The organism is Neomoorella stamsii (assembly GCF_002995805.1).
Lineage (GTDB): Bacteria > Bacillota > DSM-521 > Neomoorellales > Neomoorellaceae > Neomoorella > Neomoorella stamsii.
Genome location: NZ_PVXL01000050.1, coordinates 1 through 16,717, shown reverse-complemented (window position 1 = coordinate 16,717; position 16,717 = coordinate 1). Strand labels below are relative to the sequence as shown.

General features: G+C 57.1%; 15 protein-coding genes. All 15 read right to left on the bottom strand.

Features of this window, described 5'->3' with window-relative positions:
• Positions 1-108: 108 nt before the first annotated feature.
• A complete protein-coding gene (locus MOST_RS11245) occupies positions 109-924 on the bottom strand; it encodes a transketolase (protein ID WP_277995684.1) in 816 nt (271 codons plus the stop codon).
• Positions 925-929: 5 nt separating this feature from the next.
• Positions 930-1,772, bottom strand: coding sequence for a YitT family protein (locus MOST_RS11240; RefSeq protein WP_054936181.1), 843 nt, complete (start codon positions 1,770-1,772; stop codon positions 930-932).
• 97 nt (positions 1,773-1,869) lie between these two features.
• Complete coding sequence (locus MOST_RS11235) at positions 1,870-2,121, bottom strand: 4Fe-4S dicluster domain-containing protein (RefSeq protein WP_106007154.1); 252 nt, start codon at positions 2,119-2,121, stop codon at positions 1,870-1,872.
• A 51-nt stretch (positions 2,122-2,172) separates the two neighbouring features.
• Complete coding sequence (locus MOST_RS11230) at positions 2,173-3,837, bottom strand: ABC1 kinase family protein (protein ID WP_054936183.1); 1,665 nt, start codon at positions 3,835-3,837, stop codon at positions 2,173-2,175.
• 62 nt (positions 3,838-3,899) lie between these two features.
• Positions 3,900-4,571, bottom strand: a complete 672-nt coding sequence (locus MOST_RS11225) for a LexA family transcriptional regulator (protein WP_054936184.1) — start codon at positions 4,569-4,571, stop codon at positions 3,900-3,902.
• A 42-nt stretch (positions 4,572-4,613) separates the two neighbouring features.
• On the bottom strand, positions 4,614-6,005 hold the full coding sequence (locus MOST_RS11220) for a radical SAM protein (RefSeq protein ID WP_054936185.1): 1,392 nt from the start codon (positions 6,003-6,005) through the stop codon (positions 4,614-4,616).
• Between the two features lie 151 nt (positions 6,006-6,156).
• A protein-coding gene (prfB, locus tag MOST_RS11215; protein WP_106007153.1) for a peptide chain release factor 2 occupies positions 6,157-7,264 on the bottom strand; the annotation gives its coding sequence in 2 pieces (ribosomal slippage) (positions 6,157-7,194 and positions 7,196-7,264; 1,107 coding nt in all).
• A 296-nt stretch (positions 7,265-7,560) separates the two neighbouring features.
• On the bottom strand, positions 7,561-10,248 hold the full coding sequence (gene secA / locus MOST_RS11210) for a preprotein translocase subunit SecA (protein WP_054936187.1): 2,688 nt from the start codon (positions 10,246-10,248) through the stop codon (positions 7,561-7,563).
• Between the two features lie 129 nt (positions 10,249-10,377).
• The gene (locus MOST_RS11205) at positions 10,378-11,067 is read right to left on the bottom strand and encodes a hypothetical protein (RefSeq protein ID WP_054936188.1); all 690 of its coding nucleotides are present in this window, start codon (positions 11,065-11,067) and stop codon (positions 10,378-10,380) included.
• A 157-nt stretch (positions 11,068-11,224) separates the two neighbouring features.
• Positions 11,225-11,749 carry a ribosome hibernation-promoting factor, HPF/YfiA family gene (gene hpf / locus MOST_RS11200; RefSeq protein ID WP_054936201.1) on the bottom strand — a complete coding sequence of 175 codons (525 nt, stop codon included), beginning with the start codon at positions 11,747-11,749 and terminating at the stop codon, positions 11,225-11,227.
• Between the two features lie 118 nt (positions 11,750-11,867).
• The gene (locus tag MOST_RS11195) at positions 11,868-12,065 is read right to left on the bottom strand and encodes a cold shock domain-containing protein (protein ID WP_054936189.1); all 198 of its coding nucleotides are present in this window, start codon (positions 12,063-12,065) and stop codon (positions 11,868-11,870) included.
• A 278-nt stretch (positions 12,066-12,343) separates the two neighbouring features.
• Positions 12,344-13,069, bottom strand: a complete 726-nt coding sequence (locus MOST_RS11190) for a ComF family protein (protein ID WP_054936190.1) — start codon at positions 13,067-13,069, stop codon at positions 12,344-12,346.
• A 13-nt stretch (positions 13,070-13,082) separates the two neighbouring features.
• Positions 13,083-14,888: a helicase-related protein gene (locus MOST_RS11185; RefSeq protein WP_054936191.1), complete on the bottom strand. Its 1,806-nt coding sequence runs from the start codon at positions 14,886-14,888 to the stop codon at positions 13,083-13,085.
• An 81-nt stretch (positions 14,889-14,969) separates the two neighbouring features.
• A complete protein-coding gene (locus tag MOST_RS11180) occupies positions 14,970-16,040 on the bottom strand; it encodes a GGDEF domain-containing protein (protein WP_054936192.1) in 1,071 nt (356 codons plus the stop codon).
• Positions 16,041-16,111: 71 nt separating this feature from the next.
• A complete protein-coding gene (locus tag MOST_RS11175; protein ID WP_129588683.1) occupies positions 16,112-16,549 on the bottom strand; it encodes a hypothetical protein in 438 nt (145 codons plus the stop codon).
• Between the last annotated feature and the right edge of the window lie 168 nt (positions 16,550-16,717).

Genomic DNA, 16,717 nt, shown 5'->3' with positions numbered 1-16,717 from the left:
CCTGAACGGGCTGCCTGTTCATCTGGCTCGTTCCTTCGCGGCTACGGGACATACCGTCGTCAACAGCCTTCGCCGGCGACGGGTGTCAGCCGCCCATGGGGGTAGCGGTTATGCCAGCTCGGCCAGGGCTTTTTCGACTTCTTCGGGCTTGGGGGCTTTGCCGTGCCAGCCGGCCTCGTTTTCCATGAAACTGACCCCTTTACCCTTGATGGTTTCGGCGATAATTACCGCCGGTTTGCCTTTTACTTGCCGCGCCCAGGCCAGGGCGGCCAGGATCTGGCCGAAATCATGGCCGTCAATGGTCCTTGTCTCCCAGCCGAAGGCACGGAATTTATCGGCCACCGGCTCCGGCGACATGACGTCTTCTACCCGGCCGTCAATCTGGAGATGGTTGTGATCGACAATGGCCGTCAGGTTGTCCAGGCGATAGTGGGCGGCGGCCATGGCCCCTTCCCAGACCATGCCTTCTTCCAATTCGCCGTCGCCCAGAAGGACATAGACGTGGTAATCCCGCCCGTCCAGGCGGCCGGCCAGGGCCATGCCGTTGGCTACGGCCAGACCGTGGCCCAGGGAGCCGGTAGAAACCTCCACCCCTGGCAGGGCCTTACGGTCCGGGTGGCCCTGCAGGGGGCTCCCCAGCCGGCGCAGGGTGGTGATCTTTTCCACCGGGAAAAAGCCCCTTTCCGCCAGGGCAGCGTAAAGGACCGGGGCGGCATGGCCCTTGGAAAGGACGAACCGGTCCCGCTCCGGCCAGTCCGGGCGGGCCGGGTCCAGGCGCATGACTTTAAAATAGAGGGCCGTCATAATTTCTACCGCCGATAAAGACCCCCCGGGGTGGCCGGAACCGGCGGCACCAACCATCCTGATGATGTGCTGCCGCAGCCGCCGCGCCGTTGCCGTTAACTCTGGAAAATCTGCTGTCAAACCCATCATCTCCTCCACTGGCGAAAACCTTCGCCCAGAACTTCATGGATATTGCTTACAATAACAAAGGCCCCCGGGTCAATGGCCGCCACCAGGCTTTTCAGGCGGCTGACCTCGGACCGCTGCACCACCACCAGTAAAACTTCCCGTTCCTTGCCCGTATAAAGGCCGCGGCCGGCCAGGCCAGTTACGCCGCGATCCAGCTGCTCCATTACCTGCCGGGCTATTGCTCCGGCATGGTCGGAAATTATGATAGCTGCCTTGGCATAGCCGCCGCCCTCCTGGATGGCATCAATGGCCCGGCTGGTTAAAATCAGGGCCAGGAGGGCATACAGGGCCAGTTCCACATTAAAGGTGAGACCCGCCAGGCTGATTACCATGGCGTCAACCAGGAGCAGGCCCACCCCGGAGCTTATATGGAGAAAATGGCCAAATAGGAGGGCCGCCAGGTCGGTACCACCGGTGCTCCCGCCGGAGCGGAAAACAACTCCCAGCCCCACACCGCTCATGAGGCCGCCGTAAATAGAGGCCAGCAGGGCATTGGTCGTTGGCGCATGGAGCCACAGGGTGAGGGTATCGGTAAATACGGAAAGCATAATGGTACCGTAGAGAGTCTTGAGGCCGAAGTTCCAGCCCAGGACCTTAAGACCGGCCAGGAAAAGGGGGATATTGAGGACCAGCATGGTCAGGCCCACCGGCCAGCCGAAGACATAATGGAGAACCGTGGCCAGGCCGCTGACGCCGCCGGCGGCAATTTTATTGGGTACCAGGAAAAGGACCAGTCCCAGGGCAGTGATCAGGGTGCCGGCTGTAATACCAATGTAATCATACCATTCTTTACGCCGCAAATCACCTACCCCCCCTGGAACGTTATTCCTTTTCGCCAGAAAAAGCTATTTTCCTGCCTAGCCACAGTAGTTTTGCCATTTTCATGCCCTCGCCTGCTCACTCCTGCCAGATAATGGCCTGGGCCGGGCAAACCTCCCGGCAGCAGCCGCAAGCATCACAGTCAGCCGTTATCCGATAAAAAGCGGCCGGACTGCCAGAGGAACCGGCCCCATCCCCCTCAGGAACGACGCCATTTAAGGAATTGCTACCACCACTATGGGTCCTGCCGTCCTCCACGATGGCCTGCCGGGGACAAACCACCGTACAATCGCCGCAGGCAATGCAGGCATTGGTTATTTTGTAAGGCATGGCAATCCCCCGCTTTTTACCTCCATTGTTCGCCTTAACAGGAGACATTATTCAATCACGGCCACCCTGCCACATGGCCACCAGCAGCCATAAAAGCATTAAACCGGCAGCTCCAAAACCGATCTCCAGGGTGGGCAGGCGGAAAAAGAGGCTGGTACCTGGCGCTCCCAGGGCCGTACTGATAATCAGGCTGGCCATGATAATGCTAAAGGCCAGCAGGACTACGCTCATGGTTAGTTTATTAATAATCCGGTCCATCTGCCGCACCAGGGAGCGTAAATTGAGGAATTCAATTTTAAGGGTTAATTCTCCCCCTTCCAGCATTTCCACTATATGCTGGAGCTGGCGGGGCAGGTGCTGCAGCATCTCCCACGTGGAAGACAGGTTATCAGCCAGGGCCTGCCAGAGGGCCCCGGCACTAAAGCGCCGGCGTAAGAGTTCCCGGCCATAGGGCTCGGCCAGTTCAGCCAGCTCCAGGGTGGGGTCTAATTCCCGGGTCAGGCCTTCCAGGGTAATGAGGGTCTTGGCCAGCATAGTTAGTTCCGGCGGTAGGCGTAAACGATATTTGAAGGCCAGCTGCAGCAGCTCTTCAACGGCCCGGCCCAGGCTGATCTGGCTTAAAGGGAGGTGGTAATAGCGATCGCGCATGGTTTCTATGTCATGCCTCAGGGCATTCCTATCCACCCCGTCCGGCACCACTCCCATGGCCAAAATGGTCCGCAGGACATCCTGGCTGCGCCGGCGGATGATGCCCAGCATCAGGTTGATAAACTGCTCCTGGCGCTCCTCACTTAAAACCCCCACCAGGCCAAAATCCATAAAGACAATCACTTCCCCCGGCAGTACCGCCAGGTTCCCCGGGTGAGGATCGCCGTGGAAAAAGCCATCCACCAGGACCTGCTGGTAAATGGCCCGGGCAAGATTGATGGCTATCCGCCGGCGGTCATAACCCTGCCGGTCTATTTCTTCCAGGTCGTTTAGTTTTACCGCCTCTACATATTCCTGGGTCAGCACCCGCACAGTGGTATAATCCCAGTAAACGGCCGGAATATAGACCTGGGCGTTGCCGGCCAGGTTTTCCCGCAGGCGATCGGCATAGCGGCCTTCCCGGGTATAATCCAGTTCTCCCTCCATAGCCCGGGCAAATTCTTCTACCATCCGGGTGAAGTCATAGATCTGGCCGTAAGCCGTATGGCGCTGGGCCAGGCGGGCCAGGTCGAAGAGAATTTCCAGGTCCACCCGCACCTGTTCTGCTATGCCCGGCCGCTGGACCTTGACGATGACCTGGTCGCCCTCAGGCAGGGTGGCCCGGTGCACCTGGCCAATGGAGGCGGCCGCCAGGGGCTCGGGATCAAATTCGCGAAAGAGCTGTTCCAGGGGCTGGCCCAACTCCTTTTCTACCGTCTGTTTAACTTCAGCGAAGGGAAAGGGCGGCACCCGGTCCTGGAGGCGGGCCAGCTCGGCAATGATATCCGGTGGCAAAAGGTCGGGGCGGGTGCTCAAAATTTGCCCCAGCTTGATAAAGGTAGGACCCAGTTCGGCCAGGGCCAGGCGCAGGCGCGCTCCCGCAGATAAGTGGGCTTCCTGCCGCGGTCGCCTTAAGATTAGCTCGCCCAGCCCCAGCTGGTCAAGGAGATAGCCAAAACCATAGCGGGCCAGGATATTCACTATCTGGCGATAACGGTGCAGGTGGATATAACGGCGCCGCAGGGACATAAACTTAAGCCTCCATTTAGTTTAAAAAAGCCCGGGCTGATACAGCACCGGGCTTTTGCCTTTTAACTGGCCCGTTCCAGGGCTTCATGAAGAAAATCCAGTAGCAGTTTGTGTTCGCCGCCGGTTAAATTTTCGATCTGCTCCTGAAGGCGGCTCAAATAAGCAGCCAACTGTCCGGCCAGGTTACCCTGGGGCAGCATGTTGGCGGCCAGGCCCCAGCCCGTACCCGTCGCCAGGAGCAACCCGGCCTCCGGCCGCGGCGCTTTCTTCAGGGCACTGCGCACCAGCTGCAGGGCCTTTTCCCCCAGGGATTTTAAATACACCAGCAGGATAGTCAGGGTGTAGGCGCTGGTAATTACCGGGTGGGCCTTACCGGGCATCTCTTCTAACAGTTCCCGCGCCACCCGGCCGGCCTCCCGGGGTAAGAGATTGCTTAAGGTTTCCAGCAACCTGGATCGAGCCTCCTGCCAGTCGAGGGCAAAGGTAGAATGACTTTCGGCCAGGGGGGTGGGAACAAACATAATCATGGAGCGGCCCGGCGTTTTTTCGTTACTGTTGACGACATACTGCCGTTCCAGGAAACCTTCCTTCTCCAGCTCCAGCAGGACGTCGTAGGCCGTCCACTTGCTGACCTTCAGGGCTTCAGCCACGGTAATATAATGGACGGGCTCCCCGGTTTCCTGGTAGATTTCCCTGATCCTGTCCAGGAACTGGGACCGGCGTCTGGTAAGCATAGGCGTCCCTCTCCCATAACTTGCTACCCCCAGCATATCCTTTTATTTCCCGGCTGTCAATTGTTTTTCTGCTTCCACCGGATGGCGTTCCTGCCAGATTCTATCGGCAACTTCGGCCCAGCGGGCGGCATTGGTATCCAGGTAGGCGCCAATGGATCCGCTTAAGGCCGTTTCCGCCCCCGGGTGGGTAGGCCTGGCCCCTGTTGCGGCAATGATCTCCCTTAAGGCTCCGGGAACGTCAATTAAGGGGCAGGGCCGCAGCAGATTATCGCTGAAGGGCTGGCGCTGCTGGTAGGCCCGGAAGAGGGGCGACTGGAGCACCTCCATTAAACTTTTCTCTTTGATATTTTCCAGGGAGAAGTGGATAAAGGCGCAGGGTTCGACGGCCCCGCTGGCGGTAATATGGAAGTAGCGGCGGCCACCAGCGATGCAGCCCAGGGTCAGCTCGCCGTCATTCCAGAAATCGGCCAGCTGCAGGCCCTTGTGGTTACGGATATAGGCCACGCGCTCCACCAGGTAGGCCCGCTGTTCGGGAGTGATCATGAGCTCGGGTTTGGGTTCCCGGCCAATGGGAATGTAGTGGAAACTCCAGCCGTAAATAACCCCCTTCTCCAGCAGGAAATCGATAAAGGCATCGCTGGTTACTTCCTCGACGTTTTCCCGGGTAATGGTAAGGGAAACGCCGAAAACCAGGCCTCGTTCCCTTAAGGCGTCCATGGCCTTCATGACCCGGTCAAAGACGCCTTTACCCCGGCGGGCGTCGGTTCGTTCCCGCCAGCCTTCCAGGCTGATGGCCGGCGTGATGTTGCCCACTTCCACCAGGCGGTCGGCAACAGCGTCATCAATTAACGTGCCGTTGGTGTAGAGCATGAAAGCCATATCCGGGTGCCTTTCTGCCAGTTCAAAGAGGTGGGGCCAGCGGAAGGGCTCGCCCCCGGACATGGCCAGCCAGTAGATGCCCACTTCTTTAGCCTCCCGGCAGAGGCGGTCCACCAGGTCCAGTTCCAGGCTGTCATGGTGGGCATACTCCCCGGCCCAGCAACCGTGGCAGCGCAGATTGCAGTCGCTGGTTGGGTCCAGGAGGAAAAAGTTGGGGATATGGACCCCCGTCTCCTTTTCCATCTGTTGCTGGCGGGGGATACCCAGGAGCATGGCGTTGACGAACCAGTTGTAAATGAGGCGCTGCTTGACATTGGGGTGCAGGTTAAAAAGGCGGTTCACATAGGCGTGGATGCTGGGGTTTTGCCGGTAAGCCTCCAGGACTTTGGCGATCTGCTGTTTATGTACCTCTTTCCGGGCCAGCATCCGGGCCACATTCAGCAGGCGGGGGAAATTCTCTTCTGGATTTTTTTCCATGTAACCGAAGGCTTCCCGTAAAACTTTCTCGGCCACGTATCTCTTGGCCAGGTCCAGGTTGGCACGCACGGCGACCATTGCTTAACCCCTCTCCTTTCCTGGTACAATTTCCTTTAGCAATGCCCAGAAACCCAAATATTATACCCAAAAGACCCAAATGACCCAATTTCATCGTACACTAAACCTCCCCCCATGTCAAGGTAAAAGCCCGGCTTAAGAAGCCGGGCTTTTAACCATTCTGGCGCCGCTGCCAATGTAAATAGGCGTGGATAAAGGGGTCAAGTTGGCCATCCATGACAGCCTGGATGTTGCCTGTTTCCACCTCGGTACGGTGATCCTTCACCAGGCTGTAGGGATGAAAGACGTAGGAACGAATCTGGTTCCCCCAGGCTATCTCCCGCTGCTCACCCCGGATCCGGGCCAGTTCCTCCTCCTGCTCCTGGCGTTTTAGAGCCGCCAGTTTGGCCTGGAGGATTTTCATGGCTGCAAGACGATTGGCGTGCTGGGAACGCTCGTTCTGGCAGGTAACGACTATGCCCGTGGGCAGGTGGGTAATGCGCACCGCCGAATCCGTCTTGTTGACGTGCTGGCCACCGGCACCCTGGGAGCGAAAGGTATCGATCTTTAAATCGTCGGGGTTAATAACCACTTCTTCATCGGCCGTCACCTCGGGGATAACGTCGACGGAGGCAAAGGAAGTATGCCGGCGACCGGCGGCGTCAAAGGGCGAAATCCGCACCAGGCGGTGGACGCCCTTCTCGGCCTGTAGGTAGCCATAGGCATTCTCGCCCTTGACGAGGATGGTGGCGCTTTTAATCCCCGCCTCCTCCCCTTCCAGGTAATCCAGGAGTTCCACCTGGTAACCATGATCTTCGGCCCAGCGGTTGTACATCCTGAGGAGCATGGCGGCCCAGTCCTGAGATTCTGTACCCCCGGCGCCGGGGTGCAGGGAGAGGATGGCATTGTGGCTGTCATAGCGGCCGTTCAAAAGGGTGGCCAGGATCTCTTTTTCTACCTGGCCTTCCACGGCCGCCAGTTCCCCGACGATCTCTGCCTCCAGGGTAGTATCTTCTTCGGCCAGGGCCAGCTGCCAGAGTTCACGGACGTCGGTGTACTTCCTCTCCAGTTCCTGGTACCGGGCCAGTTTCTCTTTAAGGTAGTTGAGGCGTTTCCCCACGGCCTCGGCCCGTCCCCGGTCTTCCCAGAAGCCGGGCTTAAGCATCTCTTTTTCCAGGTGCTCTATTTCTGCCGTTGCTGCTTCCAGGTCAAAGGGAAACCCTCAATTCTTCCAGCCGCCGGGCTAAATCCTCCAGGCGGCCTTTATAGTCCTGTAGCATGGTAAATCACTCCCCAAAAATAGCTTCTTTGCTGGCTAGCTTTGTTTTCGCTCGCTCCCTGACCCTCGCGGAGCGGCCTAAGGCTCAGCCTTCGGCTCGGGCGGGGTTCCCGGCCTATTCGGCATCCATGCCTCAGAGGCCGGCCGAAGGCCTCGCTGTCCTCGGCCCCGCCCTCGCTCTCCGGCACAGCCTGCGGCCGCTTTGCCACTCGGGCCAAGTCGCTCGCTCCAAACTAAAGCTAGCCCTAATTTTCATTGTTCCCAGCGTAGGCATTAGCCACTATAAAAGGTTTCCCCTCACTTTCCTGCCCCGCAGCATTTTTTGTATTTTTTGCCGCTGCCGCAGGGGCAGGGGTCGTTGCGGCCTATCTTTTGCTCCCGGCGCACCGGTTGCCGCGGCCCTGTTTCTTCCCCGGCATAACGGTTTTCCACCACCTGGCGGGGCCGTTCGGTTTCCGGCTGGACAACCTTCACCCGGTAGAGATAGCGGACCACGTCTTCCTGGATGGAGGCGATCATGTCGTTAAACATCTGGTAGGCCTCAAACTTGTAGGCCACCAGGGGATCCTGCTGGCCATAAGCCCTGAGGCCGATGCCGTGGCGCAGCTGATCCATGGCGTCCAGGTGATCCATCCACTTGACGTCTACTACCCGCAAGAGAACCAGGCGCTCAATGGTGCGCAAATTTTCCGGGCCCAGTTCTGCTTCCCGCTGCCGGTAGGCTTCCAGGGCCTTTTCCCTCAAGAAGCCGTAAACTTCTTCCTTTTCCATTTCGCGGATGGCCTGGATTAAAGCTTCCCGGTCGCAATTGGGTAAAAAGAGCTGTTCGGCGTAGTCCAGCATGCCGGCCAGGTCCCACTCTTCGGGGTATTTGCTCTCGCCGGCAAAGCGGTCTACGGTCCGATCCACGACGGTGGTAATCATGTCTTCAATGGTCGGCCGCAGGTCCGCCCCGGTCAACACCTCCCGCCGCTGGCGGTAGATAATCTCCCGCTGCTGGTTCATGACGTCGTCATATTCCAGGACGTGCTTGCGGAGGTCAAAGTTATGGGCCTCCACCTTTTTCTGGGCTTGCTCCAAGGAACGGGACACCAGGGGGTGATCGATGGGCGTACTGTCATCCATCCCCAGGCGGTCAAGAATCCCGGTTAAACTCTCGGACCCGAAGAGGCGCATTAAATCATCTTCCAGGGAGACGTAGAAGCGGCTGGAGCCCGGGTCGCCCTGGCGGCCAGCGCGGCCACGCAGCTGGTTATCAATGCGCCGGCTCTCATGGCGCTCGGTACCGATAATATGGAGACCCCCCAGGGCCACGACCTTTTCCCGTTCAGCTTCTGTCTCCTTCTGGGTTGCTGCTAGAAACTCCTGGTAGGCCCGCCGGGCTTCCTCTACCTCCGGGTTTTCTCCATCCACTTTAAACCAGCTTGCCGCGGCAATCAGTTCCGGGCTGAAACCTGCCTGCCGCATCCTTTCTTTAGCCAGGGCCTCCGGGTTACCCCCCAGGATGATATCCGTACCGCGGCCGGCCATGTTGGTGGCAATGGTCACCGCGCCCAGCCGGCCGGCCTGGGCAATAATCTCAGCTTCCTTTTCATGGTACTTGGCGTTCAGTACCTGGTGGGGTACGCCCCGCCTTTTTAGCATCTCGCTCAAGCGTTCCGATTTTTCGATGGAAATGGTGCCCACCAGCACGGGCTGCCCTTTAGCGTGGCGCTCGCAGATCTCGTTTACTACCGCCTCAAATTTACCCTTTTCCGTCCGGTAGACGACATCAGGGTAATCCCTGCGGATCATGGGCTTGTTGGTGGGAATCACCACTACATCCAGGTGGTAAATTTTCCGGAACTCCTCTGCTTCCGTGGCCGCCGTACCCGTCATACCTGCCAACTTTTTGTACATCCGGAAGTAGTTCTGGAAGGTAATGGTCGCCAGGGTCTGGGACTCTCGTTCAATCTTGACCCCTTCTTTGGCTTCAATGGCCTGGTGCAGCCCCTCGCTGTAGCGCCGGCCAAACATGAGCCGCCCGGTAAATTCATCGACGATAATTACCTGGCCGTCCTTGACCACGTAGTCCCGGTCCCTTTTCATCAGGGTATGGGCCTTGAGGGCCTGGTTAACGTGGTGGGAAAGCTCGATATTGGCATCGTCGTAAAGGTTGTCCACCCCCAGCATTTCTTCCACCCTGGCCACCCCGGCTTCCGTCAGGGTGGCTACTTTGGCCTTTTCATCAACAGTATAATCTATCCCCGGCCTTAAACGGGGAATAATCCGGGCCACGGTATAATACATTTCCGTCGGCTTTTCGGCCATACCGGAAATAATGAGGGGAGTACGGGCCTCGTCGATTAAAATGCTGTCCACCTCATCGACAATGGCATAATTTAGCTCCCGCTGGACCATCTCCTCAGGATGTAGGGCCATATTGTCCCGCAGGTAGTCAAAACCGAACTCGTTGTTGGTACCATAGGTTATATCGGCGGCATAGGCTTCCCGCCTGGCGGCCGCATCCAGACCATGAACAATCAGGCCCACCTTTAGCCCCAGAAAGCGGTAAATACGGCCCATCCACTCGCTGTCCCGCCGGGCCAGGTAGTCGTTAACGGTTACAATATGCACCCCCTGGCCGGTAAGGGCGTTGAGGTAGGCCGGCAGGGTGGCCACCAGGGTTTTGCCTTCACCGGTCTTCATTTCCGCAATCCGGCCCTGGTGGAGGACAATCCCCCCCATGAGCTGGACGTCAAAGTGACGCTGCCCCAGGACCCGCCGCGAGGTTTCCCTGACCACGGCAAAGGCCTCCGGCAACAGTTCATCCAGGCTTTCCCCGTTATCCAGGCGGCGGCGAAACTCGGCCGTTTTGGCCTGGAGGTCGCTATCACGCAAGGCCTGTATTTCAGGTTCCAGGGCGTTGATAGCCTCGACCTGGCGGCTTAATTTTTTTATATCCCGGGCATTATCATCAAGCAGATTACGCAATATTCCCAGCATTACTTTTATCACCTCAATATAAAAGGAACCGTGCCGGTTCCTTTCCTTAAAAGGATAAACCTTATCGCCTATATTTTAACACGAATCAGGGCCAGGAGCAATTGAGGTTTTGCCTTACCTTTAGAATTTTTACCCTGCTGACCCGTATACACAGGAGCGACAGTTAAGGGCTCTAAGGACGGCCTGAGCGGCAGCCTGGCGGTCATCACCTTTAACCAGGGCTACACCGGCCAGGTATTCGTATCCTGCCTGGCTGACTAAAACAATAACGCAGAGGGCGGCCCGGCGGTGGGCTACTTCCACCAGCACCAGGTCTTCCAGGGCCAGATTCCAGATGCCGCAGCTATATTTTTCAACGGCATTCAGGGTAGCATCTGCCACCAGCCAGAGGTGGCGCTCCGGCGTATTGGGCCCGCAGGCATACCCCTGGTAGATAGTACCACTAAGTCCGGCTTCCAGTTCGACTGTAGCTTCGGCCTCTAGGCCCCGGGTATAGAGGTTAAGGCTCACCAGGCGCAGGGGCATACAGGTGGACCGGTAAAGGGCCTTATCTTCAGCCACTTCTCCTGTTAACTCCTGGCCCTGTACCTGGACCACGCTGATCTTTTTATGGTCAACAGTAATTCCCAGTTGAATAAGAAGGGCCGATTCCACGTCGCGGACAATTTGCTTGGGATTACGGTTACTACCGGCCATGATATGTATTTCGCTGATACTCCCATCAGGAGCTGTTACTAACCGCGCCCCCAGGACATCTTTTATCTGGCAGATTACCTTTTCATAATCGGCAACCCCCGGTTCCCGTTTCGACTCCGGCAACCCCCTCACCTTTCTCTCTCTCAGTTTTCTGGTCTATATTCGCGGACAAGGATAAAATTCCCTGCTAAACAGGAATAAAATATGGGCAAAAAAAGAGAGATACAGGCGAATCGCGACCAGTATCTCCCAAAATCTCCAAATATCTTTTGTTGTTGTATTAATATTCCGGCTCAATTAAACCGTAGTTACCATCACGGCGGCGGTAAAGGACGTTAACCTCTTCCGTTTCCGCATTGGAAAAGACAAAGAAATTATGTCCCAGCAAGTTCATTTGCAGGATAGCTTCTTCCACCGGCATGGGCTTGATGGGAAAACGCTTGGTCCTGATTAATTTCGGTTCCGGAGTGGCTTCTTCAGGATTTTCGGCTACCAGTTCCTTTAAGGTACCGTTCTTCAGCTTCCTGGCCAGCCTGGTTTTATATTTGGCAATTTGCTTTTCCAGCTTTTCTACTACCAGGTCAACAGACCCGTACATGTCACCGGTGGCCTCTTCACCCCGCAGCAGGTAGCCGTTGAGGGGAATGGTCACTTCGACAACATGGGAGTCACGATTAACAGATAGATTAACCTGGACCTCATCCACTCCTTCCAGGTACCGTTCAATTTTGCTCAACCTTTTTTCTATATACTGTTTTAAAGCCTCGGTTACTGGAAGGTTTTTGCCGCGGATGATGATTTCCATTCCTTTAAAGCACTCCTTTCTGCTCCGTTTATATATTATTCCCCACAGAAGGGCAAATTCCTGCCTCCTGCCCTTTAAAATACCAGCAAGGCCCCGGCACAAGCCGGGGCCTGGTAGGCTACAGTTTAATCACATTTGCTGCTTGGGGACCGCGAGGTCCTTCGACAATGTCAAATTCCACCGCTTGACCCTCAGCCAGGGTTTTAAAACCTTCACCCTGGATGGCGGAGAAGTGTACGAAGACGTCCTTGCCGTCTTCCTTCTCAATAAAACCGTAACCCTTCTCCGGGCTAAACCATTTAACCTTGCCCAACATCTTGTCAACATTCCTCCTAAAAAATTCTCCCTTGGGGCCGGGAACACCCTCAAGCAATTTCATCTTATCATGGTTAAAGTTGGCTGTCAAATCATTCTTAAACAGAAAATGCCAGATTTTGGTTGTCGAAAACAGCCTTCGTAAGCTTGTTTTTTAGTCCCCAAACCTGTGGATAAAGTGGATAACCCTGTTAATAAGTTGCAATCCCTGCCCTGGAACTGTGGATGGAAATGTGGAAGGCCTAAAATTTTGTCGATACAGGTATTCGCTATGGCTATTTATGCTGAAAAGCAGGGAAGATTTTCGATACCCGTAGCCAGGGTAACTACAGCCACACCAGCCGCTCCGGCAGCCAGCAGGGCATGGGTACAGGCGCTGGCCGTTGCCCCCGTAGTCAGGACATCGTCCACCAGGAGCAAACGGCGCCCTGTTATTTTACCCGGTGCTGTTACCTGGAAAGCGCCGCCTAAATTCTGCCACCTGGAGCGCCGGGAAAGGTTGACCTGGGGCGCCGTTTCCCTGACCCTGAACATTACCTCCCCATTCACCGGCAGGCCCAGTTCCTGCCCCAGGGCCAGGGCCAGGAGTTCAGCCTGGTTAAAGGTCCGCACCCGCAGGCGGGTGCTGGTGAGGGGGACCGGGATTACCAGGTCGGGACGCCCCGGCCCCAATTCCCTGACAACTACCCCGGCTAAAAGGTGTCCCAGGGGGTTGGCCAGGGAGCGGCGGCCCTGGTACTTGAGGGCCCAGATCATTTCTTTTAATAACCCCTGGTAAGGGCCCACGGCACGGGCTTTGTAGAAGGGAGGCAATTCCTCCCGGCACTGGCTGCATACTGCCTGCTTCCCCAGGGGCAGGAGGCGGCCGCAGTAAAGGCAGGGATGGTAGTGCTGCTGCCAGGCCTGGAGCTGCTGCCGGCAGCTGGTACAAAAGAACCCCTGGTGCACCGGCCGGCCGCACCAGGCACAGGCTTTACCCCGGGGAAAAAGCCAGGAGAGAAGCATAACGCGCCCCCTCTCACTTCTCCCTTACCAGCAAGTATCCCCGCCGGCGGGCGAGATCGTTGAATTCCTGGATCTGGCGGCGGGCCCCGGCCATGGCCGGGCTGATACGGCTGGCCAGAAACCATACCCGGCCGCTGGGGTAGGCCGGCGAACGCCCGGCCCGCCCGGCCATCTGGATCAGGGTATTGGCGGTAAAAACCCTTTCTTCATCGGCATAGAGGACCAGGACATTGAGGCGGGGAATGGTAATCCCCCGCTCCATAACGGTAGTCGTTACCAGCACGGGAAACTCCTCCCGGCGAAAGGCGGCGATAATTTCATCCCGCCGGGGGTGGGCGGCAAAACAACCCTGTACCCAGGGCCGGTTTGGGTCCGGTCCCGGCCGTTCCTGTAAGAGCCAGGCAACTACTTCCTCCACCAGTTTAACAGCCGGGACAAAGATAATGAGCTGGACCTCTTCCGCCAGGGTCAGGTCCAAACAATTAACCAGGGAGCGGGGGAGGCGTTTTGCGCCTGGCCGGCTTAAAAAAGGGTCCCGGAGGATCTCCGGTACCGGCAGGGGATGGCCGTGGTGCCTGGCCGGCAGGTAAATTACCTTTACCTGCCGGCGTCTCACCCTGGCTACCAGCCCCGGCGGCGGGGTAGCCGTAAGAAACAGAGTCTGGCCGTCTTCCCGGCGGGCCCTGGCAACCGCATAATAAAGCATGGGGTCTTCGGACAGGGGAAAGGCATCGACTTCATCCAGGATTACCAGGTCAAAACGGCGGTAAAAACGCAGCGCCTGGTGAGTGGTAGCCAGGATGAGGTCGGCTGCACCAAATTTACCGGGACTCCCGCCATAAAGGGCCAGGATACGGAAATGCGGCCAGGCAAAGGTTAACCGTACCTCTAGCTCCCGGATCACCTCCCGGCGGGGGCAGGCATAAAGGACGTTTCTACTCCGGCTTAAAGCGGCAGCAATAGCCCCGCAGGCCACTTCCGTTTTGCCGGCACCGCAGGCGGCCCAGAGTAAACACTCCTTTTCCTTTCCCTGGAAAACAAAGCTTTCCGCTTCCCGGTAGGCGTCCACCTGGGCCGGTGTCAAGGCAAAGTTGAGCCGGGGACGGGTATCCAAGCCTGGCCTTCCCCGGGCGGCGGCCTGAGCCTGGCAGGGGCGGGCATAGAGAGGCCGGCAACTGCGGGCCTGCCCCATGGCCAGGCACCCTTCACACACCAGGCAGTCCCCACTCCCGCAGGCAGCACAAGCTACCTTTAATAACCTGGAGGCCTGGCCACAACGCCGGCAGCGGGGCTCACCATTGGGTTCATAACCAACTCCCGGCAGGAGGATTACCTCCCCTGCCAGGTAGAGCCAGTGAAGGAGGTCTTCCAGGGGGGTACTCACTACAGCTTTATTTTCCGCCAGGGCCAGGGCTATTTCTTCCCGCCAGAGGATCCGGCCCGCCAGGTACTTTTGCACCAGAACCAGCTCTGCTGCCGCCGGCGCCGGCCTGGGTTCGGGCAGGGTGTTGGCCGGAGCCTCCCACGGCGGTAGACCTAATTTTAATCGGCCCCTGTTTACCAGGGCGGCAGCCTGCTGGAGCGGGGGTTCTCCTTTTAAAGGAAGGTGGCGTTGCAGCCAGTCGCATAAAAAAGCCGCCGTACCTAGGGGTAATGGCGGTGTTAACAACGAAAACTGCCGGCAGCCGCGCTGCAGCCAGAAGGTACGATCCAGGCCCGGATTATGGCTGATCCCCACCCGGCCAGACCGGTCTCCCCAGGCTAAGTACACAAACCCTTGCCAGCAAAAAACCGGGGCATAACTCCCCTCCACCGTCATGGCCGGCCCTCCCTCGAAGATAGCCTCAGGTGACTCCGAAAATAGCTTTGTCACAGGCTGGCATTGTCTGGCCAGCCAGGGTTACGGCCCGGAATCAGCCTTGAGCAGCCGGTACGGGCATACGCTGTTGCGCCCCGTGGTCTTGGCCTGGTAAAGGGCCAGATCGGCCCGCGAGACCAGTTCCTCTTTTTGGACTCCATCTTCCGGCCAGACAGCCAACCCGGTGCTTATCGTCAGGTGGACAGGCGGCCCTTCCCGGTTGAAGGTGTGTTCGGCTACGGCCCGACGTATTCTTTCCGCCACCTGGAGGGCTCCCCGGTAGTCAGTACCGGGCAAAATAATGGCGAATTCTTCCCCGCCGAAACGGGTGACAATATCTTGTTCCCGGGTGTGTTCTTTCAAGATGGCCGCTATCTCCTTCAGCACGCGGTTACCAACCAGATGGCCGTAAGAGTCGTTGATTTCTTTGAAATGATCAATATCCACCATTAAAACAGCCAGGGACCGCAGCTGGTGCTGGGGACTCAACAACCGCTCCAGGCTCTGCTCAAAATAGCGATAATTAAAAACCCCGGTCAGGTCGTCGGTCACGGCCATTAACTCCACAGCAGCCAGCTGGGAACGGGAGAGTTTATATTCCCGGCGCCAGTGGTCCACCTCAGCCTGCAGGGAAGATACCTTAAGGGCTTCAGCGAGTATTTTGAGCCAGGCAAGAAAGCAAAAGCCTGCCAGGGCAATCCAGCCTCCCCAGAGGGCCAGGGAATGACTGTTTAATGGCAATCCAGCCTTAATATACCAGTACAGACCAAGAAATAGAACCATCACCAGGCCTGCAGCAACAACCTGCTTCTGGCCCAGGTAAAGGGGCACCAGGAGGGGCAAAAGCAGCAAAAAAGGAAAAAAAGAGGTACCCGGCCCGCCCCCAACAAATAACCAGCTGCCGGCCAGGACGAGGTTGACCCCCAGGAGGAAGAACTGTCCCTGCCGGCTCCTAAAAAAGGTTCTGGTTACCAGCACCAGGCCGTTAATTATACTCCAGCTTAAACCCCACCAGACAGCCGGGCCCGATGGACCTGCGAGGGTTAAAAATACTCCCCCTGCGGCCAGGGTTAATCCTGCCACCCACCCCTCCCGGCTGCGCCCTTCGTCCATGAATCCGCTCTCCTTAAACTTGACTCTTGCAGTCTATTTCGCCACCAGGGTTATTTTTTCCTTCTGTCAATTTATTTTTTTAGGCAGGTCCGGTAGATCCTGGTCCAGGCAGAGTTAAAATCTTGTTCTGTTCGAATATCTAAAAAATGCGCCTGCAGCCCGCCAGCACCGGCCGTAAATTCCATCGTTAAAAGTGCTTCTTCCCGGGCGTAAATTACCCGGAAAAAGGGATAGGGATAAAAAAAATGGCGCAAGATAGCAAGGGTCGCCTTTGCCTGAGCGTCGGTAATTACCACTAACCTCCATGGCGAATCGTACCAGTAGCACCACCACCAAAACCGTAGCAAGAGGCCTTCTAGAAATTCTTCCTGGTTACCCACCAGGAGGGCCAGGCAGGGATAGTCTAAGGTTAATTCTTTTTGCCGCCACCAGAAACACCCATAGGCCAGGGCCAGGAAAGCAACAGCTGCCAGCAAGATTACTGGTGCCTGGTAGCCCACGTCACTCACCCCCTGCTCCATCCTATGCAACGGGGGTTGTCTAAGGTGAAAGCATTCCTGTAATGATGTAAGGTAGGTGTTGCCAATAAAAAAGCCTCCTGGTAAAAAAATAATAGACCAAAACAAACAAACCAACCAGGAGGCGAGAAACCGAATGAATGAGGTGCAAAAGAAATT